Source organism: Pseudomonas sp. MF6767 (genome assembly GCF_016405475.1).
Classification (GTDB): domain Bacteria; phylum Pseudomonadota; class Gammaproteobacteria; order Pseudomonadales; family Pseudomonadaceae; genus Aquipseudomonas; species Aquipseudomonas paracarnis.
Genome location: NZ_JAEKCY010000019.1, coordinates 42,858 through 65,450 on the forward strand (window position 1 = coordinate 42,858; position 22,593 = coordinate 65,450).

Here is a 22,593-nt window from a genome sequence, read left to right on the forward strand (position 1 = left end):
AGGTCAATGATCATGCGTTCGGTTTCAATCGAATGCCTCGCAATCGTAGCCTGCCGTCTCAGAGTTCAAACTTCCGGCTCTCGCCACCCCTGCAAAGCGTGCCAAGGCGGTCAAGCTGACCAAAGCTGCCATTCGTGACCGACTGCTTTCGAGCTCTGAATAGTTACTCGTTAGGGCATATGTAAGCACTGCGTTTCTCCCCCCCCGCCCCACGAACAAGCAACCGAGCAGCGCCGGCACATCCAAGCACTACAGATACCATTCACACACCACGCACCACATCAATGCGCACCACCGGCTATCGCACGCAATTAGCGCACTTCCCCGTCTTTCTATCCTGTCCTACGCCCCAATTCCCTCGAGCTAACTCCTGGCACGAATCATGCTTTTGTAATATTATTCAAGCTACTTGAATATAAATTTAAGTACTTCAAGGGGAATACCAATGACGCGTTTCACTCTAAAGGCGCTGTCGCTGTCGCTCGTCACGCTGTGCAGTATTTCTCTAGCGCACGCAGACGATTTGCTGCAGCGCATCAAGCAGAAAAACGAGATAGTCGTTGCCACCGAGGCGCGTTTTGCGCCGTTCGAATCGGTCGAGAATGGCAAGATTGTCGGCTATGGCGCAGACCTGATGCATTACGTACTGGATGCTGACTTGCCCGGCGTCAAGGTGCGCCAGCTCGATCTACCGTTTCAAGGGATTTTGCCTGGCCTGGATACCCGCAAATTCGACTTCGTTGTGACATCGGTGACAGTCAATAAGGCGCGTTTCGAGCAATTCGCTTTTACCGCCCCTATTGCCGAGTCCACCGTTGCACTGCTCAAGCGCGCCGACGACACCAATATCAAGGCGTTGACTGACTTGAACGGCCGGGTGATTGGCTCTCAAGTAGGTTCCGGGCAGTTGGCAGTGCTACAAGCACTGGATACCAAGCTCAAAGCTCAGGGCCAACCGGGCCTCAAGCAGATCAAAGAGTATGTGAGCTTCGATGAGGCTTATGCGGATTTGGCCAATGGTCGTCTCGATGGCGTGGCACAGTCGCTTTCCAACTTAGGCCCGTTGATGAAAGCCCGTCCGGGGCTTTTCACAACGCTGCCGGAGATGGCGGGTCCAGTGACGTATTTCGGCTGGGTCGGTCGCAAGGATGCTGACAGCGCAAGCCTGGTGAAGCTATTTAGCGAGGGCATTGCCCGCGCAGCGAAAGATGGCACCTTAAAGACGCTGCAGGATAAGTGGTTCGGTTTCACCATGGACTTGCCTGCCGATGCCATGCCAGTACCGAGCATCTGAGCCGCTGATGATGAATGATTTCAGCAGCCGTCTCGCGCTCTATTGGCCTGCCTTGATCGACGGTGCAATAACCACATTGTGGTTGTGCGCCATCGGCATGCTGCTGGGTTTCATTCTCGGCGTAGTAATTCATCTAATTGCCAATGGTCGCAGCCGTGCCGGCAGAGCATTCACCAGGGTGTATGTCAGTTTCTTTCGCGGTACGCCAATGCTGGCGCAGCTGCTGCTTCTGTTTTATCTCCCATCGGCCCTGGGTCTGGATGTGCCACCAATGGTGGCTGCTGCTACGGCACTTGCACTGAATACGGCGGCTTATCAGTCGCAGATATTGAGCAGCGGTTTCGCCGCAATCCCCAAGGGACAGATGGAAGCGGCGGCCGTGTTTGCCATCGGCAAATACAAAACGCTGTTTCATATCCAACTGCCACAGGTGTTGCGCCTCACCTCACCCGCGCTGATCTCCGAGTTGATCGATGTGATCAAGGTTTCAGCGGTGGTTTCGGTCATCTCCATCACTGATTTGATGCGCGTCAGCCAGCAACTGGTTTCACAGACTTACCGCCCGCTTGAGGTGTATCTGGTGGCGGGCTTGTTTTATCTCGCGCTGACAAGCCTGTTGAGCGTGCTCGGCAGCCTGCTGGAACGTCGCTGGAAGGAGCTCAAGTGATGCAAGAATTATTGAGTTATCTGCCAGATTTTGCCAATGCACTGCTGGTCACGCTAGGTATTAGCCTTACTGCCGCTGCGATGGGCTTACTGCTGGGATTTGGGCTCAACGCCTTGCGCATGGCGGTCCCAGGATTTCTAGCGATCTATCGCGTTTACGTGTGGCTGATCCGCGGGACACCTTTTCTCGCCCAACTCGCGATTATTTATTTCGGGCTGCCCGTCATCGGTCTGCGGCTGGAAGCCGTTGAGGCAAGCATCCTGTCGCTGGCCATATACAGTGCTGCTTACTTTGCCGAACTGTTCCGTTCTGCCTGGGCAAGCGTGCCCAACGGTCAAGTGGAAGCGGCGCGGGTGCATGGTATTTCACGCAGCCGTGTGTTCTGGCACATACAAGCGCCGCAAGCGCTGGCATTCGCCCTCCCGCTACTGGGCAATCAGGTGATCCTGACCATCAAGGAAAGCGCCGTCACTTCGATTATTACTGTGCCAGAACTGACCATGACAGCCGGACGCATCGTATCCACCACCTTTTCCTACGTATTGCCGTACGCCCTGCTGGTGTTGAGCTACTGGCTGCTGACCTCAACGGTCGCCGCTGTCGCCAGCGCACTGGGGCGGCGCATGACACGCCATCTACGAGGCTGAACAGATGACTACCCTACCGCTTCTTAACTTGCGTGGTGTTGGTAAATCCTATGGCTCGAACCGCGTGCTCAGTGGGTTTGACCTGCGCGTGCAGGCCGGAGAAATCGTATCGCTGATCGGACCTTCAGGCTCCGGAAAAACCACCGCCCTGCGCTGCATGAACTTCCTTGAACGCTATGACGAAGGTGAGATCTGGATCGATGGTCAACTGCTGGGCTACAGCGGCTCGGGCAGGCGTGAAACCGACCGCGACAGCAAAGCCAAGATCGATGAGGTGCGCAACCCACTGTCCATGGTGTTCCAGCAATTCAATTTGTGGCCCCACATGACCGTGCGCGAGAACGTCATGGCGCCCCTGGTACTCGGCAAGAAAATCGCCAAGGAGCAGGCCCGCAGCCTGGCTGATCAGGCATTGGCACGGGTCGGCTTGAGCGCCAAGGCGGATGCGTACCCGGCTCGCCTCTCCGGCGGACAACAGCAACGCGTCGGCATTGCCCGGGCCCTGGCAGTAAAACCGCGGCTGATGCTACTCGACGAACCGACCTCGGCGCTGGACCCGGAACTCGTCGAGGAAGTGCTGCAAGTCATTCGCAGCCTTGCGAACGATGGCATGACCATGGTGATGGTGACCCATGAAATGAGTTTCGCCGCACAGATTTCCAGTCAGGTGGTGTTTATGGAAGCAGGAAAAATAATTGAAACCGGTACTCCGCAGGCACTGTTCCAGGCACCAAAGACGGAACGCTTACAGCAGTTTCTCAGCCCCTGGTTTGACCGCAGCCTCACTCCACGCGTGCAGGTGACCCCATGATTGCCGATCAAGTGATGCAAGCCGTTTCATCGGAACGATTGCAGCGTTTGTTGGAGACCCTGGCAACCTTCGGGCCCGGCATCGATGGCGGAATGAACCGGCAGGCGTTGTCCGAAGAAGACCTCCAGGCCCGCGCCTGGCTGATTGACGAAGCCCGAAAACTTGACTGCAAAGTGTGGACCGACGCCGGTGCCAACCTGTTCATCCGCCGCGAAGGCCGTGAGGACTTACCGCCAGTGATGACCGGCAGCCACGTCGACACCCAACCCACAGGCGGCAAGCTTGACGGCTGTTACGGGGTAATGGCCGGGCTTGAATGCCTGTATGCGTTGGCAGAACTCAACGTCAGCACCCGCCGCCCAATCGAAGTGGTGGTCTGGACCAACGAAGAAGGCAGCCGCTTCAGTCCGGGAGCGATGGGCTCCAGCGCCTACGTGGACCCGGCACGGCTGCAGACCTATCGAAACAACCTTGACGTTGCGGGTATCTCGGTCGGAGAGGCACTGGACGCTCACGCCCTGCGCTTTGCCGACCTGCCACTGCGCGAAAAAATCGCCACACACGCCTTTGTCGAGTTGCACATTGAGCAAGGCCCGGTATTGGAGCAAGCCAATGTCCCGCTAGGAGTGGTTTCCGGTATTCAGGGCGTGCGCTGGTATCAAGTGCGCTGCAAAGGTGCTTCGGCACATGCAGGAACCACGCCGACTCACATGCGGCGCGATGCGTTGTTGCTCGCCATGGAATCCCTGGGCCGCATTGACGCACTGGCCGAACAACTCGCCGGTGACGACAAGCGCCTGACATTCGGCCGCTGGAGCGTCTCGCCCAATGCAATCAATACGATTGCCGGCGAAGCAACCTTCAGCATCGACTTCCGCCACGCCGATCCAGCGGTTCTCGACTCCTTCGATAACGCCCTGAGTGCCTGCCTGCCTGCCGACGCCGAACTGACCAGCCTGTTCAGCCACAGCCCGACCGCGTTCGATCATCAGGTCATCAATGTGTTGGAGAACGCCTGCGACGCCACAGGACTGGCCTGGCAATCGATACGTTCTGGCGCTTTCCACGACGCCATGTATTTGGCCGGGCACTGTCCTACAGCAATGCTTTTTGTACCCAGCCGGGACGGCATAAGCCACAACCCGAAGGAATTCACAGATCCCGCGCAATTGAAAGCAGGCGCCCAGGCATTGGCCTGGAGCTTGGTTGCACTTGCAGAACAACCCTGAACCCATAGGAACTCATATGACCAACATCACACATAGCCATGACTATCCAGCCTGCTGCCAGCCCGACAACGGCTCCTCGCTGGGCATCAACGCCACGTTGAAAGAACCGATCTCGGCCGATGGCACTCCAGTCCTGGGCGAAAGCTACACAGTGCCTGCCCGTTGTGGCCGCGCCGTCCGCCTGAAAGCTGGCCAGGTCATCAAAATCGTCAACACTCACGGCACCCAGGTATGTGACACCTGGTTGTTCAACAGCGAAGACATGAGCGAATTCCTGTCGATGGAACATGCTCGCGCGCATTGCAACAGCATCATTCCCAAAGCTGGCGACACGCTGTTCAGTAACCGTCGCCGCACGATCGGCACCCTGCTGACCGACACCTCACCGGGCATTCACGACACCTTGATGGCTGCGTGTGATCTGCACCGCTACACCAACCTGGGAGTAGAGGGTTATCACGACAGCTGCGCGGATAACATGCGTCTGGCCTTGCAGGCTATCGGTCTGCGCTCCCATGAAGTTCCGCAGCCTTTCAATCTGTGGATGAATATTCCGGTCAAGCCTGATTACACTGTTGAATGGTTGCCGCCGGTATCCAAAGCAGGGGACTACGTTGAAATCCGTGCAGACATGGACGTTATCGTGGTGATGTCCGCCTGCCCTCAGGACATCGTGCCTATCAATGACCTTAACCCGGTGGAAGTTACCTTCTCGGTTCACGGCTAATCGTCAATATCCCAGTAGACGACAGGCCTCCGTAACCCTAGGATGCCTGTCGCTCACTTCGTACAAACTTTTCGAGGGATGCATGTCCACACCCAGCAAAACGCCAGTAGCCAAATCCCAGCATTCCGATGGCCTGCCGAGCTTGAGCGTTCGTCTTCGCCATGCGCGCAAGGTGGCAGGCCTGACTCTCAAGCAAGTTGCCCAGGCTGCCAAGTGCTCCGAAAGCCTGATCTCCAAGCTGGAAAACGACGCAGCATCGCCTTCACTGGCCATGCTGCACCGCCTGGCACTCGCGCTCGGCAGCAACGTGTCGGAGCTGACGTCTGAAGACTGGGAGTCTGAAGAGCCCGTGCTGCGCGCCGGCGGTCGACAAGTGAGTCGTTTCGCACAAGGCACCGCGAAAGGCTATATCGATCTGGAACGCATCACTCATCTGCAAAAAGGCGGGCTGCTGCAAGGCGATATCCATATCGTTTCTCCTGGCATGGTCAGCGACATGATCGAGCATGCGGGTGAAGAGATGGGTTATGTGATCGAGGGCAGCCTCGACCTGACTCTCGGCGAGATCACCTACACGCTGAATGCTGGCGATTCCTTTCACTTCCCCAGCAACGTACCCCATGGCTATCGCAATTCGACCAAGAGTGTCGTCCGTATACTTTGGATCAACACGCCCGCAACGTTCTAATAAACTGCTGTCGGTACACGGCAACGTCCGCCTCGTCGACACCGCCGCTGACAGCGGCGCCCAACATCCAACAACATGCACCGCTCTGATCTGAAATGCATCTTCTGCTGTGAAAACCAGGAGCGCAGCCTTGTTGGCAAAGTATTGTCAGCACGCCGCCTCGCAACGCCGTTAGCTCATACAGGTGTTGCATTTGCGGTGCTCTAGGCGATGTCAGCATAGATGGAAATCATCCGACCACAACGCCCTCGACGTGCCTTCAACGTCATAACTGGCAATATTAATCAAGCACCTTGAATATTTATCCTGCCCCGTCCTCTATTAGTGCAACCTCCGTCCCAACGCATCAAACCAGCGCAACTTAGGTTGGCGAAAGACCTTTGATTTGTGGTGCTACATGGCAATAGATCGCGTCTGCGAATTAGGCATGAACATTGCTTTCACGTTATTAAAGTAACTTGAATTTAATGTAAGCCACTATAATCAGGGGAACGTATGACCCAATCCAGAGTCACGACTCCCTTCACCTTGCTCGCTCGCATTGCAGCGATAACTACCATCTGCTTCTCGTGTGTCTACGCGGGGACAGTTGCTGCGGATCCGTTGAAAGTTGCCATTGTGCTAGCCGGCAACATCACTGACCGTTCCTTCAACCAGTCCGGTTATGAGGGTGTAATTCAGGCACGCGACGCACTGAAGATCGAAGTGGCCTACAGCGAAAAGGTCCCGCAACCAGACCAGACTCAAGCCTTGGCAGACTATGCCCGACGCGGCTATGACGTGGTGATTGGTTATGGGGGCGAGTTTCAGGATTCAGTGGACCGGGTTGCCAAACGCAACAGCAAGACCCAGTTCCTGGTTGTAAACGGCACCAAAAGCGGCGGCAATGTCTCGACGCTGGCGTTCGATATGAAGGACATGGGTTATGTCATTGGCTATATCGGCGGCAAAACGTCACTGAGCGGAGTGGGTGGTTTTGTCGGTGCGCAAAAAATCAAAGCGTACTCCGACCTCAACGACGGTTTCGTCGAAGGCTTCAAGGCCGCCCGACCACAGGGCCAGGTCCTGAGTGCATGGACCAACGACTGGGATGACCTGGCCAAAGGCAAAGAAGCGGCCTTGAATCTGATTGGGCAGAAAGCCGATGTGGTGTTCCCGACCATGGATAACGCTGTACTTGGCAGCCTGCAAGCAGTCCGTCAGGAAAACAAACAGAGGTTCGGCATTTACTACGACGCTTTGAGTGACTGGCCGGATAACCTGCTGCAATCAGCCGTGCTGGATATGCGCGGGGCGCTGCTGACGGTGCTCACTCAGGCGCAAAGTTCGTCACTAGGCGGTAAGTCTTATGTTTACGGCTTTGAAACGCCCAAGGCCTTCCGCCTCGGTAGCTATGGCAAAGCAGTATCTGAGCAGACCAAGACCGATGCCGCGGCATTGATCGAGACCATCAAGCAGCGCAATGCCAGCCAGCAGTCGCAGCGGTGGCGGTAAAAACCTGATGAGCTATTTACAACTGGAGGGAATCGGCAAGCGATTCGGGGACTTCACGGCCCTGGAGGACGTCACTCTGGGAGTAAGCAAAGGCAGTATCCATGCGCTGTTAGGTGAAAATGGTGCGGGTAAAACCACACTGATGAACATCCTCTACGGCTTTTACCAACCGGACACGGGCGTGATTCGCCTTGATGGTCGGGAGCTGTCAATCGACTCGCCCCGTCAGGCCCTGTCTGAAGGTATTGGCATGATCCACCAGCATTTCATGCTCGTGGATAATCTGAGCGTTTTGGAGAATGTCATCCTTGGCTTGCCGGGCCGCCTGCGCCTGAAACTCGCTGATCACCGTCGCAAGCTGATCGAACTCAGCGCTCAGGTCGGCCTGGATGTAGCTCCTGACCGCCTGATCTGGCAACTGCCGATAGGCATGCATCAGCGGGTGGAAATCCTCAAGGCGCTGTATCGGGACGTGGAAGTGCTCATTCTGGATGAACCCACCAGCGTTCTGGCCCCTACCGAGATCGACGCATTTCTGCAAATTCTGGAGAACTTGCGCTCAATGGGCAAAACCATGCTGTTCATCACGCACAAGCTCGATGAGGTGTTTCGGGTTTATGATCGGGTGACGGTACTGCGCCGGGGCAATGTCGTCGGACACGCGCAGGTTAGTGAGAGCACGCCACAGGAAATTTCCCGGCTGATGGTCGGCCGCGAACTGGCCCAGCCCGTCGAGCTTCCCAAGGTTGTACAGGGTCCGGTTGTGCTCAAGGTCCGGGCTTTGTCAGCCAATAATGATCGCGGCATTCAGGCGTTGAATGCTGTCAGCTTCGAGATCCGAGCGGGGGAAGTGCTGGGTATCGTCGGCGTTGACGGCAACGGCCAGGCGGAGCTCGCGGATACGATCGCCGGAATGCGCCATGCGCAGTCCGGGGAAGTCTGCATGCGCGGCCAGTCGATGCTTGGCCACGATGTCGCCAGCCGCCGGAAACGGTTCAGGGTCGGCTATGTTCCCGAAGATCGCCACAGTACCGGGCTGGTCCTGGATTTCACGCTGTGGGAAAACGCCATGCTGCGCGATCACCGACGCTCACCGTTTTCGCGTTTCGCCCTGCTCAAATCAAAACGTGCGCGGGAGATTACCCAAGACTGGTGCTCCCGATACGACGTGCGCATGCATTAGGTTGACCAGCAAGTGCGATTCCTCTCCGGAGGCAACCAGCAAAAACTGATTTTTGCCCGGGAAGTCGAATGCGACCCTGACCTGCTGATCGTCATGCAGCCATGCAAAGGCTTGGATGTTGGAGCTATCGAAGCAGTGCAAGGGGTCGTGCGCGAGCAACGGCAAGCGGGCAAAGCGGTGCTTTACATATCGACGGAGCTGGAAGAAGTCATGGCGATTTCTGATCGTATTGGCGTGATGTGCGCTGGTCATCTGACTGGTGTACTGAATCGCGCCGACGCCACGGCGGACCTGATTGGTTCACTGATGACCAGCACGGCTTCACAAGAGGTTTTGTCATGAATGAAGTCTGGCGCTGGCTGCATCGCCTGCGAATGGTCTGGGCGGTGCTTGCAGCCTTCGCCCTGGGTTCGCTGCTCATCCTAGCGGCCGGCAAAAATCCCATGGCGGCTTATCAAGCGTTGTTTAAGGGAGCCTTTTTCGACTATCACGGCCTGGCCAATACCCTGGTCAAAATGTGCCCGATGCTGCTCGCCGGGCTTGCGGTGATCATTCCCATGCGTTGCGGGCTGCTCATTGTCGGTGCCGAGGGGCAGATCTATATCGGTGGCCTGGCAGCGGCAGCCGTCGCGCTGTATCTGCCACAGATGCCTGCGATGCTGCATGTGCTGCTGTGCCTGCTGTGCCTGCTGGCAGGCATGCTGGGCGGTGGCCTGTGGGGTGCGATTCCGGGGTATCTAAGGGCAAAACGCGGCATCAATGAAGTCATCGTGACGCTGCTGATGAACTACGTTGCGATCAATATCGTCAGCTATTTCGCAGGCGGTCCAATGATGCAGGAAGGCGCGCCCTACCCTTACTCAGCAGAAATCAGCGAAGACTTATGGCTGCCCCTTTTGCTGTCGGACACCGACACCCACATTGGCGTGCTGTTCGCAGCGCTGTTAAGCCTGCTGACCTTTGTCGTCTTCAAATACACCACGATCGGCTTTTCCATGACGGCGGTAGGCAAAAGCCCGCAAGCCGCGCGCTACGCTGGCATGTCCGTGAACCGCAACCTGATCGGCAGCATGATCGCAGATGGAGCCATCGCTGGCTTGGCGGGAGCGATAGAAGTACTCGGGGTCAAATACCGGTTGTATCACCTGTTCAGCCCCGGCTATGGCTACGACGGCATCGTGGTTGCCTTCATGACCAGCCTGAATCCTTTGCTGGCGACATTTTCGGCGTTTTTCCTTGCAGGCCTGAGCACTGGTGCGCAGTACATGCAACGCGCCATCGGCCTGGATGTGACAGCGATTGAAGCATTGCGCGGGCTGATCGTGATCTTTGTCGCCGCCGGGTTGATCTGGAAACTGAACCTGCAAAAGCGTAACAACCCGTTGGCGAAAGCGGCCAGCATCCCGAGCCAGAAAAACACAGCGGAGGGTTTGACCGATGGACGCTAGTTATCTGGATATTCTTGCCACCGGGCTGCGCCTCGCCGTCCCGTTGATTTTCGCGGCATTGGGTGGCATCTGGTGTGAACGTGCCGGGGTGTTCAATCTGGCACTGGAAGGCAGCATCTTGGGCGGCGCGTTTGGTGCGGCTGTCGCTGCTTTTTTCATGCACAGCGTGTGGGGAGGTTTGCTGGGTGGAGTACTTGCGGCGGGTTTGATCGGACTGCTTCTGGCAACCATGACCGTGCGCCTGGCAATCAATCAAATGGTCGCGGGTATCGCCATTAATATGCTAGTCATTGGCATTACCTCATTCTTTGCACGCATGGCGTTCAGCGAACAAGGTGCTTCGGCATTGTTGCCGGGCTTCACGACATTGCCTGTTCCGGGGCTGGCGTCGATCCCGGTGGTCGGCGATATTCTGTTCAAGCAGAATCTTCTGGTCTATCTGCTATACGCCATGGTGCCATTTGCCTGGTGGCTTCTGTTCCGCACTTCATGGGGCCTGAACCTGCGCGCCACCGGTGAGTATCCAAGAGCTGCCGATAGTGCCGGGCTGAACGTGTTCCGGATTCGTTTCTTAAGCATTGTCGGCTCTTGCGTGATCGCCGGACTGGGCGGCTGCTATCTGGTGCTGTCACAAGTGTTCATGTTCACCGAGCACATGAGCGCGGGCAAAGGCTTCATTGCCTTGGCCGCATTGATTCTAGGTAAATGGAATCCAGTGGGCGCACTAGCTGCCTGTCTGTTGTTCGGCCTGGCCGATGCACTGCAACTGCGTTTGCAATTTGGTCATCCGGATGTGCCCTATCAGCTGTTCGTGGTGCTGCCTTACGTCGCATCCATTGCCGCACTGGTGATCTTCGCTGGAAAAATCAGGCCTCCGGCCTCTGTAGGTGAATTCTTCAAGCGCGGTGGCAAATAACACCTAGCCTCGACTTTCAGCTTTTCAACAGGTACCGACATGAGCAAACCTGCAAGCATGATCAAGAGCCCTATTGCGTGGCCGGACGGTGCGCGCTGCGCCGTGGCGATCACCTTCGACATGGACGCCGACAGCTTCCTGCACTTGCATCGTCCCGCAGACAGCCACAAGCGGGTCAGCACCATTTCAACGCTGCAATACGGACCGAAAGTCGGCGTACCGCGTATCCTGCAGTCTTACCGGGACCTGGGTCTGAAACAGACATTCTTCGTCCCGGCCTGGTGCATCGAGCAATATCCGGCTGCGGTCGAGGCGATGGTCAAGGACGGTCATGAGATCGGGCACCATGGCTACATCCATGAGCACGTCAACGAAATCAGCGAAGAGGAAGAGCTGTTCTGGTTGCGTAAATCCATCGACATCATCGAACGCCACACCGGCCAGAAACCCCGAGGTTTCCGCGCCCCGCTGTACAACTTCTCCCCCGCGACCACAGACCTGTTGATTGTCGAAGGCTTCAAGTACGACGCGTCGTTGATGGGCGACGATACCCCATACATCCTGCAAGGCAAAACTGGGCAACTGGTCGAGTTGCCGACCCATTGGGCCATGGATGATTGGCCGCCTTACGTACACATGAGTGACATCGACTACAGCATGCCGATCCGTTCACCCCAGGAGGCTATCTCCGTTTACAAGGCTGAGTTCGATGCCATGTGGGAATACGGCGGGCTTCTGGTTGCAGTCTGGCATCCTTTCGTAAGCGGCCGCCTCGCCCGCTGGCATGAGACGGTGCGCTTCATTGAATACATGCAGGCCAAAGGCGGAGTGTGGTTCGCCACGCTGGAAGAAATCGCCGCGCATGTAAGTCAAGTACATGACCAAGGCTCGACAAATCTGCGGGTGGAGCGTATGCCGCCGTACGATGGTCCCGTCAAGTTCGACAAATATTAGCCAAAACGCTGAATGGCGGTCGCCAACGGGCGACCGCCTCACTACTAGAACCAGTTCCTCTAAATACTAATTTGGATAATTATTGCGTATTCGCCCATGTGAGTTTCGGCGACGGGTCGTTAACTTATCTGCATAGAAATGGCATCGACTCAAATGCCAGATGTTTGAATTCGCAGTAGCGCACGTCAGCACTGGCCCTACTGGGCTCTGCATGGAAGGGGTTATTGCATCGAGCGATTTAACGAGTCGGTACTGCGCAGCACCACCCCAATTACAGTCCGGCTAGGATGCCCTGGCACATAGGTGAAGGGATAGACGCACCATGGCCGAAATAACAAATGGCAAAAGGGCCGTGACGCATAGACACACGGCCCCTTCTTCGTCAGCTGTTTGTTTAACCAAACAGGACCCAGTCACGTTCTCGTAATTACTTCTGGCCCGCAGTCGCCAAGTAATCCAGGCATGTGTCGACAGTTTCTACATCGGCAAATTTTGCGTCGATGTCGAACAGGTTCCAGGCTACTGCGCCCGGGACACGGTCACCGATACATTCTTTAACTGCGATGGTACGAAAACCTTCAGCCAGGCCGTCACATAAAGTCGTGCGAACACATGCAGACGCTGTGACACCGGTGACCAAAATTGTGTCGACGCCAGCGGAACGCAAGTAGCCTGCCAGCGACGTTCCACTGAACGAACTGGCGCGCTTCTTGATCAGCACGAACTCACCCTCAATCGGGGCGATACGCGAGTCGATGGCCCAAAGGTTTTCGTCACTCTGGTTGACCACATCCACTGGAATTTTGTTGTGCCATTGGCCCATATCGGTGTTCGGATCATTGCGATCGGTATTCTGGTAGCACGTTGTCACGTGGACGATCGGAAAGCCCTTGGCGCGAAATTTTTTCATCAGGCGCTGGACGCCCGGAATAATTTCGTCGTCGATCTTATCGCAAGTGAACGGGTTGCCCGGGCGAGTCCAGGCATTGGCCAAATCGACATTGATCAGCGCCGGGTGCTTACCAAAACCGATGCGGCGCTGAAAACCTCGCTCCTTGTAGAGCTTGGTAGATTCTTCGAACGCGCGTTCAAGCATGATCATCAGTTCTTGCGACATAGTGAGTCTCTCCAGTCTAGGTAATGAAGGTTGGCATTAGAAATTGCCTTGACCTGATACTCACGGTAATCCGTGGTATAAATAACATCCAATTCATTATTTGACATTATTGATACCAGTATGAGCATCAATATCCGTTTCGACCTCAAGCAGATGAAAGCCTTTATCGCCGTGGCCGAACACCTTCATTTCAAGCGCGCGGCGGACGTGCTGTTCATTACCCAGCCTGCGTTAAGTCGTTTGATTAGAGCTCTGGAAGAAGAAGTGGAGGCGCAGTTATTCCAGCGCACCACCCGACAGGTTGCGCTGACCGAGGCCGGTCGCCTGTTTCTCCATGAGTGCCAGCAGGTATTTCGCCATATAGAGCGCGGAATCGAGTTGGCGCGTAGCGCAGCGGCGGGTGATATTGGTCACCTCACGGTTGCCTACAACGATTTTGCAATCAACGGCGCCCTGCCCGCGATCCTTGAGCGCTTCAAGGAACTCCATCCGAACGTGACGGTAGAGTTGCTCTACATGCCGTCGCACGAACAGTACAAAGCCATCGATGATTGTCTGATCGACGTAGGATTTCTTTTGGGCCCGGTGTCGATGCCAGGGATCAAATCCCTGCCTGTGTCGCAAGAGAGAATGGTGGCCATTCTTCCCGCCAGACACCCATTGGCTGGCAACACCAGCATCAGGGTCGAACAACTCAAAGACGAGCGCTTCATCTTCGGCGCGGCCAGCGGCTGGAGCCTGTTTCGGGAACAGTCATTTCAGCTCTGCCAACGCTTTGGCTTTACGCCGAACATCATTCAGGAGGCGACCACCAGCATCGGTATCTTCGGGCTGGTGGCCGCTAATATGGGCGTGTCGATCTATTCGGAATGCGCCTACAAGATCCAGCGCGAAGGGGTAGCCATTATTCCCCTGGAAAACGAGCATGCCTGTGTGCAAACCATCGCCGCCTGGAACGACGCATACGAAACGCCCACGGCAGCCAGGTTCAGGGCGTTGTTGCAGGACCTGACCGCCTAGCGGCGTAGCTTAATCCAGGCGATTGATGGGTGTACGGTGAAAGCTGTCATTTTCGCCGTCGTAGCTCCAGTTCATCCCCACGCTGGTGGCGAGCAAAGACTCATTGTCCGGCGTCAGCAGTTCACGTTGCGGATAGCGTTTAGCCACCCAGAACTTCATCAGTACAAAATAGGCCACCAGTCCCACCACAAAGCCGACCACAAAGGCCCAGTCACCCGAGAAGAACGCCAGCACGCTAGCCAGACTCCAGGCCAGCAACCCCGCGGGATTGAACCCACGCCAGTAATAGAACTGTCCTTGCACTTGATAAAGTTCGGGCACATTCAGGTGGCGGCGTCTGAGCAGGTAGTAGTCCGCGATCATGATTCCGCCGATAGCCGACAGAAAGGATCCGTAGGAAAACAGGAATGCAAAGAGGTTGTCGAGGATCGCCCAAGGCATGGACAGCGTGCCGATGATGCCCGCGATGACGACCGCCACTGGATACTTAACGTAGGGCGCGCCAGCGTTGACGAAGGTCAGCGCTGCCGGAATCAGATTGGCCGCTGTATTGGTCGACCATTGCGCCAGAACCACCAGCAACATAAGCACGACCAGACTGATACCCGTGCTCTGCACTTGAATCACATTGATCGGATTCCAGTCTCCTGCCGCGATAAATGATGCCGCACCAATCAGGGCAATCCATGTCTGGGTCAATGGCAGTGCAAGTAACTGAGCAAGCAGTGCGTGCTTGTTGCGTTTGATAAACCGTCGGGAATCCAATGGCGTCTTCAGATAACGGGTGATATTGGGAATATCGATGGCCAGTGTCGACCAGAACGCTACGTTAGCCAGGAACAGCGTCGTCCAGCTCAGTTGTTTGTCGCCGACGAACGTCCAGATATTCACGCCTTTGGTAGTCGCCAGTACGTCCAGCGTCATGTACATCCAGACCGAAATGGCAATGATTGCCGGCGCGGCAATCGAGGACAAAAACTCCACTGCCTTGATCCCCATGGCGGTATTGATGATCTGGACCACAGCAAAAATCACGTACCACAGCGGCCAGTTATCAAAACCGGTCAGGTATTCAATGATGCCATTGAGGGCCAGCGCTCCAAGGTACGTCTGAATACCGAACCAGATTGCCGCAATCACCCCACGAAACAGAGACGGAATGTGCGTGCCATAAATACCGAAAGGCGCGCGCAGGTAAACCGCAAACGAAAGACCATGCTCGGTGCCAATATCGGCCGTCAGGGTCATCAACAAAGCCAGGACAAAATTGGCAAGCAGGATAATCAGCACGACCTGGGTCAACGACATGCCGGAAACGCCGGTGGCGCCCAACTGGAACGTGGCAATCATGAAAGCGATCCCAATCCAGATCCAGGTGAACCCCAGTGTGCCGATCGAACGCTGCTGGCGCTTTATCGGCAAAATCGTCTTCTCCAGCAAATTATGGCGAGACACCGAGACAGGACTTGCCGCTGCTGGGATATCGCTGGCGATATCGGGTGTGTTCAGAGTCATTGACAATACCTCTGGGTAAGTTCGAGGCGCACGGCGACGCTGGCCCTTTTTGAGGAGGCCAGGCCGTGCAGGGGTAAATAAGGGAATTCAACGCTTTATCTGGAGCCCGACAAACCATTGGGTGATCTGTCGGACTTCTCAATGGGACCGATCGAAGGTCAGCCGTTCTGCGCCGTCAGCTGTGCTCGTCGCTTATCAGTGGCGGCTAGATCCAGCTGAACCTGCTCGTCCAGCACCACGCCATAGACTTCATAGGCTTGGTCCAGGCTGCAGAAGTCATCCAGGACATCTTCGCGCACCTGCTCGGCGCTACGCTCCAGCGGATTGCCGTAACCACCGCCGCAAGGCGAGTAGTACGCCATGACATCACCGGCCCGGGAGGCGTAGCCGGAGAACTTCGATGGCATCGAAACGATATCGTCAGGGGTTGCCACATTGTAGATTTCAGTCTTGCCGACCACGCCCTCACAGCCGCCGAAAATACCCCACGGCACGTCGTAATGGCGTTCGCTTTCATGGGTGATGAACCCGTTGGTCAACACCCGTTGCGCTTTCACCACGCCGATCCCACCGCGATATTTTCCGGCGCCGGGCATGACGTCATCGCGTAACTCGTAACGGTCACAAATCATCGGCAGGTGCATGCCGAGGTCTTCAATCGGGTTATTGCGGGTATTGGCCATGAGGTTGTCGATGGCGTCGGGACCATCAGACCGGGGCCGCCCGCCGTAAGCGCCTTCGTTGACCTCCAGGAACACCCAATAGTCGCCGCTGGGTTTGATGCCCGAATAGGCGGCAAAAGAGATCGACGCCGAACTGCCGGCAATGATCCGCTCTGGCAGTACCGGCGCCAGGGCCTTGATGATCAGGTCAATCATGCGGTTGCACTGGGTGAAACGCGCCTCGGCCGCTGCCGGGAAAATCGGGTTGAAAATAGTCCCTAACGGCGCCAGCACGCTGATCGGTCGGAACGAGCCTTCGTTGGACGGTACCGGGCTTTGCGTGGTGTAGGCATCCAGCAGGATCTTGCGAAACGCAGCAAATGCCGCGACCTTGCACGAGCCCTCGAAGGGTACGTTGTACGCAGTCAAGGTTTGCGCCGCGGAACCGGTCAGGTCCACGATTACCGAATCGCCCTGCACCTTCACCGTCACCACCACCGGTAAGCGCTGATCTCTATGGCGACCGTCGTCGTCGAGAAAGCCTTCGGCGCGGTATTCGCCGTCAGGAATTTCCTGAATCTTCTGGCGCATGATGGTTTCCGAGTAGTCAATCAGTTGATTGATCGCATCGAAAGTGAAGTCCTTACCGTAACGCTGCAGCAACTCCTTGAATCGCTTGACCCCCAAATGCGCAGAGGCCACTTGGGCTTCGATGTCGCGGATCAACTGCGTGGACGCGCGGCTGTTGTACTTGAACATCTGCACCAGCGCCTCATTGCGCACACCCTTCTCGTACAGCTTCAGACCTGCCATGAGCATGCCTTCGGCGTACACATCACCCACATCGATGATCAAGCCCGGTGTCGCCGCACCAATGTCAATGTGATGCGCGGTGTTACCGGAGAAGCCGACCAACTCCCCTTCATGAAAGATCGGAATGATAATGGCCAGATCCGGGCTGTGGCTCGAACCGTGGTACGGGTGGTTATGCACCACCACATCGCCCTCATGCCAAGCGCCGCCTTGCAGGGTCGCTTCAATTCCGCGCAGATACGCCGGGATGGAACCGATGTGCATGGGCGTCGATTCGGACTCACAGATGGTCTGATATCGGGTGTCGAACAGACCTGCGCCCATGTCTTGGGACTCGCGAATGATCGATGAGAACGACATGCGGTACAGCACGTGGCCCATTTCTTCGGCGATGGTTTTTAAGGCACCGTTGATGACTTGCAGGGTAATCGGATCTACTTTTTGCTGGCTCATGGCGCGGACCTCAAAGATTACGAACGGGAAATGATCAAGTTGCCATGTGCGCTCACTTTCGCGACCCAGCCTGGCGGCACCAATGAGGTCGAATCGTGTTGCATGAGCATTGCCGGGCCCTCGATGTATTGTCCTGCTTGCAACTTGTTGCGGTCATATCGCGGCGTTGACAAGCTCTGGCCGTCATCGAAAATGGTGGTTCGTTCGTACAGGAAAGCGTCACCGGTATCGCTGTCCTGAGCTTCCGGCAGCGCCGACCAGGCCAGTTTTTGCGACTGTGAATGACCGATGACCCGCAAGCTGACCACTTCGACCGTGGCATCGTCGAAACAATAGCCGTAGTCCTTTTGGTGCTCGCGATGGAACTGCGCCATGACCTCGGCAATGGCCGCACGGTCAACTGCCCCAGCGGGTATCCGCGAGCGCAACTCGAACCCCTGCCCGTCATAGCGGCATTCGGCGATGCGGGTCAGCTGCATATCAGCTGCGCTCACACCATCATTTTCCAGCTGTTTGCGGATGTCCGTCTCCAGCCCCTGCAATGCCTGTTCAATGCGCGCCATGTTCAGCTCGCTGATATCGTTGAGGTTGCACAGCAGCGACCGCAGCGCTTCGTATTGCAGGTCGGTGGTCAACAGCCCGGCCGCGGCAGTGATGCCCGGTGCAGGGGGAATCAACACCGACTTAGCGTTAACCTCATCCGCCAGCGCCGGACCGTGTACGGGGCCTGCGCCGCCAAACGGCATCAGTACGAAATCCCGGGGATCGATCCCTTTGGCGACGGAATTGGAGCGTATCGCCAAGGCCATGTTGTTATTGACGATCTTGAGAATGCCCAGCGCGGCTTGATGGACATCCATGCCCAGTGGTTTGGCAATTTTCTCTTCGATAGCTTTATAGGACAGTTGCGGGTCCACTTGCAGATCGCCGCCAAGCATCTGATCGGGGTCGAGCCGCCCGAGCACAATGTTGGCGTCCGTTACCGTCGGTTCCACACCGCCACGGTTGTAGCACGCAGGGCCAGGGTTGGAGCCAGCCGAGCGCGGGCCGACCTGGAAGCCTCCCGCCGCGTCAATGAACGCCACCGAACCGCCCCCTGCTCCGATAGTGATCAGATCGATCATAGGCACCAGCACCGGATGCCCGGAGACGTAAGAGTCCCGTGGGTTCATGATTTTGATCTGTCCGTCGACCAGCGTCGAAATATCGGCAGAGGTTCCACCGATGTCCACTGTAATGATGTTCCGTTCGCCATCCAGACCCGCGAAGTAATGCCCGCCCATCACACCGCCTGCCGGGCCGGACATCAAAATGTTCACAGGCCGATCGCAGCAGCTTTCCACGGTGGCCACGCCGCCGTTGGACTGCATGATGCGCAGGTCCGCATGAATACCGTTGTCTCGTAGCTGGGTGGATAAATGGGTCAGATAGCTTGAGGTGCGCGGTCCGACGTAGGCATTCATGGCCGTAGTGGAGAAACGCTCATATTCGCGCATGACATCGACCACTTCGCTGGAGCAGCAGACGAACGCTTGCGGCATTACCGCCTGAACAATGGCTTTGGCTCGAAGCTCGTGGCTGCGCTCGAGAAACGAATACATGAAGCCGATGATCACCGCCTCGACGCCGCGAGCCTTGAGCGTCAGCGCGGCGTTACGGACCTCTTCATCGTCCAGCGGCGTCTGAATTTCGCCATGGGGCGGCAGGACGCGCTCGTTGATCGCGATGCGGTTGCGCCGACGGACCAGCGGCGCGCTCTGCCACGGAACTTCGAAATGCAGGGAAAAGTTAAACGGGCGCTTGTGGCGGCCAATGTGCAGGATGTCGCGAAATCCCTTGGTGGTCAGCATCCCAACATTAGCGCCGTTGTGCTCAATGGAAATATTGGTTGCGACAGTGGTGCCGTGGACAATTTGTTTGATTTCGTCGAAGCCGATTTTCGCCTTGGCACATAACTCCATGATCCCGCGCATGACTGCCAGGGACTGGTCCTCGACCGTGGTAGGAACTTTATGGGAAAAAATCTTGCGGCCAATGGAATCCAGCTCGGTGGTTTCCAGAATCAGGTCTGTATTGGTGCCGCCAACATCTACGCCAATGCGTGCCATGTCATGATGCTCCTGCATTATCGCGAATGCCTCAAACCGGGCGTCCGGGGCAAGTTCGCCAGTTAGTTTTTATGTTGCAAGCGTTTCAATGATTGTACGGTCAGGCCAAGGGCTTTAAGCGGGGCTGTGATTCGAGCTCGCGCCCATCCAGTGCGCGCCCGCAAGTTTCCGGCAGGGAAAGACCTCCGGCGAGGGCAAAGATCGCAATCGCGGCGAGATAGAAAGCCGGTGCCATGGAGTTACCGGTCTGCTCGATCAACCAGGTGGCCATGAACGGCGCGGTGCCGCCAAACACGGTGTAAGCCATGTTGTAAGTGATGGCAGAGGCCGTGTAGCGGGTGTGGGTCGGAAAGACTTCGGACAACAGCACCGCTGTGACGACACCGCAAAGCACCGCGCCGACCGCGAGTAGACACGCACCCATCAGGCTCGCAACAAACGTCCCTGAACCGGCCAGCAGAAATGCTGGATATATCGTCACCAGTAGCCATAAAGCGGCGGTCAACATGGTGCGACGCCGGCCAACGTAGTCCGAGTAAGCTCCCGCCAGCGGACAGAGCCCTGCGGCGAATACCAGCGTGAGTACCGAGATCAACAAAGCCGTAGGCCGGGGTAAGCCCCCCTGAAGCTGCAGATAAGTTACAAAGTAGGTTGTGCAGATATAGAAGGACAAGGCCGTCAACGAGATGAATGCACCCAGGCAGCACATCGCGCCGGCCTGGTCGCGCAAGGTTTCTCTGAGCGGCGCATGGACACCGCGTTCGGTGGCTGCGATGGCCTTGAATGCCGGGGTTTCATCCAGCTGCCAGCGCAGATACAAACCCACCAGACCAAGGGGGGCGGCAATCAGAAACGGTAGACGCCAACCGTAGCTGGCCATTTCTTCGGCGCTCAGAAAGGTGTTGAGCAGGTAGGTAACGATGGCGGCGGCAGCAAAGGACGCAAACGTTGAAACCAGTGCGGCACTGCCGTATCGGGCACGTTTGTGGGATGGAGCGTGCTCGATCAAGTAGATACACGCGCCGGCGTATTCACCTCCGGCGGAGAACCCCTGTACACAGCGAATCAGCGTTAACAGCACCGGAGCCATCAAGCCAATGCTTGCATAAGTCGGCAAAAGACCGATCAGGGTAGTTGCACCTGCCATAAGCAGGATGGTCATCGATAACACCCGACGGCGCCCCAGCCGATCCCCCAACATGCCAAAGACCAAACCGCCCAGCGGGCGAAAGGCGAACGCCACGGCGAACACCGCAAAAGTGTTGAGCAGCGCCGTCGTCGTGTCGCCGCTGGGGAAGAAAATTTGCGCAATCGTGGTCGCAAGAAAGCCGTAGATCGCGAAATCAAACCATTCGACAAAGTTGCCGATTGAAGCCGCCCAAACTACTTTTTTCAACTCCACTGGTTGCTGGGGCGTGTGCGAATTAGTTGTCATATCCACCTCACTGTCAGTTGTCGGAACAAGCGATGGGCAGAAGCTAACTAAAAAAAAGAACAGCGGGGCTGTTGGTCTCTGGCGGACCTTGGTTGCCGCCCGCAACGACACGACTCTTACCGACCAAGTCGCTGCGATGTCACTCCAATCGCTTCCTCAGATCACGCTTGGAACGCGCGCTTGCTGAAAATAAGGCTGGCGTTTGCGCCACCAAAACCGAAGCTGTTACTCATCACGCAATCCACCGACTGGTTCAGGCGCGTAGTGCGAATGATTGGCAACGGTTCGACTTCAGGATCAAGTTGCTCAATGTTGTGGGACGCGGCGAGAAACCCGTGTTGCATCATCAACAGCGAATAGATCGCTTCATGAACGCCGGCCGCGCCTAGTGCATGACCGGTCAACGATTTGGTAGAACTGAACGCAGGCAAGTTGCCGTCGAACGCCAGCAAGGCAGCGCGCAACTCGACCAAATCGCCCGCCTGGGTGCTGGTGCCATGGGTGTTGAGGTAATCCACAGTTTCATCACAGGAGCTCAATGCCGCCTGCATGGAACGCAGTGCTCCGTCGCCACTGGGTGACACCATGTCCTGGCCGTCGGAGGCGGTGCCATAACCGATTACCTCTGCGTAGATCTTCGCACCACGCTCAAGGGCGTGCCCCAGTTCTTCAAGAACCAGCACGCCACCCCCACCGCTTATCACGAAGCCATCGCGTGCAACATCGTATGGCCGACTCGCCTGGGTGGGCACACGGTTGTAGCTAGTCGAGAAAGCCCCCATGGCATCGAACATACAGCTCTGGCTGACATGCTCGGCTTCGGCGCCGCCAGCGAATACGACATCCTGTTTACCGAACTGGATCTGCTCAAAGGCGTGACCGATGCAGTGAGCACTGGTCGCGCACGCAGAAGCGATGGAATAGTTGAGGCCCTTGATGGCAAAGAAACTGGCGATACAAGCCGAGACAGTGCTTGTCATGGTGCGCGGCACTCGATAGGGACCGACCTTGCGAATGCCCTGTTCCAGCAACTGGTTGGCCTGGACAATATCTTCGCTGGAGCCGCCGCCGGATCCCATCACGCAGCCCGTTCTGGGATTGGACACCTGCTCTGGCTCAAGCCCGGCGTCCGCAATCGCATCGCGCATCGCCAGATAGGCATAGGCAGCGGCATCGCCCATGAAGCGCCGCTGGCGGCGGTCAATCTGCAGCAAATCCACGTTCAGCAGCCCGCTGACATGGCTACGCAGTCCTGCTTCGGCGTAGGTCGGATTGAAGCCGATCCCCGAGCGCCCTTCACGCAATGCCCGCACAACCTCCACCTGGTCATTGCCCAGGCAGGAGACAATGCCCATCCCGGTCACTACAACGCGCCGTAGGCCTATGGTGTCCCTGGATGATTTTTGAGTATG

20 protein-coding genes are annotated in these 22,593 nt (G+C 56.7%); 14 read left to right on the forward strand and 6 right to left on the reverse strand.

Features of this window, described 5'->3' with window-relative positions:
* Nucleotides 1-445: 445 nt before the first annotated feature.
* From JFT58_RS24145 to JFT58_RS24205, 13 genes are all read left to right on the forward strand, one after another.
* On the forward strand, nt 446-1,294 hold the full coding sequence (locus tag JFT58_RS24145; RefSeq protein ID WP_034128257.1) for a transporter substrate-binding domain-containing protein: 849 nt from the start codon (nt 446-448) through the stop codon (nt 1,292-1,294).
* Between the two features lie 7 nt (nt 1,295-1,301).
* A complete protein-coding gene (locus JFT58_RS24150) occupies nt 1,302-1,961 on the forward strand; it encodes an amino acid ABC transporter permease (protein ID WP_010565180.1) in 660 nt (219 codons plus the stop codon).
* Entirely contained in the window at nt 1,961-2,608 is a 648-nt protein-coding gene (locus tag JFT58_RS24155) for an amino acid ABC transporter permease (RefSeq protein ID WP_010565179.1), read from the forward strand. The genes JFT58_RS24150 and JFT58_RS24155 overlap by 1 nt, the downstream gene beginning before the upstream one ends.
* Complete coding sequence (locus tag JFT58_RS24160; protein WP_373419542.1) at nt 2,595-3,419, forward strand: amino acid ABC transporter ATP-binding protein; 825 nt, start codon at nt 2,595-2,597, stop codon at nt 3,417-3,419. Before JFT58_RS24155 ends, JFT58_RS24160 begins: the two co-directional genes overlap by 14 nt.
* Complete coding sequence (locus JFT58_RS24165; protein ID WP_010565177.1) at nt 3,416-4,648, forward strand: M20 family metallo-hydrolase; 1,233 nt, start codon at nt 3,416-3,418, stop codon at nt 4,646-4,648. The genes JFT58_RS24160 and JFT58_RS24165 overlap by 4 nt, the downstream gene beginning before the upstream one ends.
* Nucleotides 4,649-4,664: 16 nt before the next feature.
* A complete protein-coding gene (locus JFT58_RS24170; protein WP_010565176.1) occupies nt 4,665-5,375 on the forward strand; it encodes a DUF1989 domain-containing protein in 711 nt (236 codons plus the stop codon).
* Nucleotides 5,376-5,457: 82 nt separating this feature from the next.
* A complete protein-coding gene (locus JFT58_RS24175) occupies nt 5,458-6,063 on the forward strand; it encodes a cupin domain-containing protein (protein ID WP_010565175.1) in 606 nt (201 codons plus the stop codon).
* 495 nt (nt 6,064-6,558) lie between these two features.
* Nucleotides 6,559-7,557, forward strand: coding sequence for a BMP family protein (locus JFT58_RS24180; protein ID WP_161793219.1), 999 nt, complete (start codon nt 6,559-6,561; stop codon nt 7,555-7,557).
* Nucleotides 7,558-7,564: 7 nt separating this feature from the next.
* Nucleotides 7,565-8,740: an ABC transporter ATP-binding protein gene (locus JFT58_RS24185; protein WP_158000186.1), complete on the forward strand. Its 1,176-nt coding sequence runs from the start codon at nt 7,565-7,567 to the stop codon at nt 8,738-8,740.
* A gap of 12 nt (nt 8,741-8,752) precedes the next feature.
* Complete coding sequence (locus JFT58_RS24190; protein ID WP_010565172.1) at nt 8,753-9,082, forward strand: ABC transporter-like protein; 330 nt, start codon at nt 8,753-8,755, stop codon at nt 9,080-9,082.
* Nucleotides 9,079-10,188 carry an ABC transporter permease gene (locus tag JFT58_RS24195; RefSeq protein WP_010565171.1) on the forward strand — a complete coding sequence of 370 codons (1,110 nt, stop codon included), beginning with the start codon at nt 9,079-9,081 and terminating at the stop codon, nt 10,186-10,188. The genes JFT58_RS24190 and JFT58_RS24195 overlap by 4 nt, the downstream gene beginning before the upstream one ends.
* Nucleotides 10,178-11,104, forward strand: coding sequence for an ABC transporter permease (locus JFT58_RS24200; protein WP_010565170.1), 927 nt, complete (start codon nt 10,178-10,180; stop codon nt 11,102-11,104). The genes JFT58_RS24195 and JFT58_RS24200 overlap by 11 nt, the downstream gene beginning before the upstream one ends.
* A 39-nt stretch (nt 11,105-11,143) precedes the next feature.
* Nucleotides 11,144-12,058 carry a polysaccharide deacetylase family protein gene (locus JFT58_RS24205; RefSeq protein WP_230633867.1) on the forward strand — a complete coding sequence of 305 codons (915 nt, stop codon included), beginning with the start codon at nt 11,144-11,146 and terminating at the stop codon, nt 12,056-12,058.
* Nucleotides 12,059-12,485: 427 nt separating this feature from the next.
* Here JFT58_RS24205 and JFT58_RS24210 read toward each other — a convergent pair whose 3' ends face one another.
* Nucleotides 12,486-13,175: an isochorismatase family protein gene (locus JFT58_RS24210; protein WP_010565168.1), complete on the reverse strand. Its 690-nt coding sequence runs from the start codon at nt 13,173-13,175 to the stop codon at nt 12,486-12,488.
* Nucleotides 13,176-13,295: 120 nt separating this feature from the next.
* Between JFT58_RS24210 and JFT58_RS24215 the strand changes: the two genes are divergently transcribed.
* A complete protein-coding gene (locus JFT58_RS24215; RefSeq protein WP_010565167.1) occupies nt 13,296-14,195 on the forward strand; it encodes a LysR family transcriptional regulator in 900 nt (299 codons plus the stop codon).
* 9 nt (nt 14,196-14,204) lie between these two features.
* Here the strand turns inward: JFT58_RS24215 and JFT58_RS24220 are convergent, their stop codons facing one another.
* The 5 genes from JFT58_RS24220 to JFT58_RS24240 form a co-directional block, all read right to left on the reverse strand.
* Nucleotides 14,205-15,710: an NCS1 family transporter gene (locus JFT58_RS24220; RefSeq protein ID WP_081480365.1), complete on the reverse strand. Its 1,506-nt coding sequence runs from the start codon at nt 15,708-15,710 to the stop codon at nt 14,205-14,207.
* Between the two features lie 158 nt (nt 15,711-15,868).
* Nucleotides 15,869-17,638 carry a hydantoinase B/oxoprolinase family protein gene (locus JFT58_RS24225; protein WP_010565165.1) on the reverse strand — a complete coding sequence of 590 codons (1,770 nt, stop codon included), beginning with the start codon at nt 17,636-17,638 and terminating at the stop codon, nt 15,869-15,871.
* Between the two features lie 17 nt (nt 17,639-17,655).
* Nucleotides 17,656-19,746, reverse strand: a complete 2,091-nt coding sequence (locus JFT58_RS24230; protein ID WP_034128260.1) for a hydantoinase/oxoprolinase family protein — start codon at nt 19,744-19,746, stop codon at nt 17,656-17,658.
* Between the two features lie 100 nt (nt 19,747-19,846).
* Complete coding sequence (locus JFT58_RS24235) at nt 19,847-21,181, reverse strand: MFS transporter (protein ID WP_010565163.1); 1,335 nt, start codon at nt 21,179-21,181, stop codon at nt 19,847-19,849.
* 161 nt (nt 21,182-21,342) lie between these two features.
* Nucleotides 21,343-22,566, reverse strand: a complete 1,224-nt coding sequence (locus JFT58_RS24240) for a beta-ketoacyl synthase N-terminal-like domain-containing protein (protein ID WP_373419541.1) — start codon at nt 22,564-22,566, stop codon at nt 21,343-21,345.
* Between the last annotated feature and the right edge of the window lie 27 nt (nt 22,567-22,593).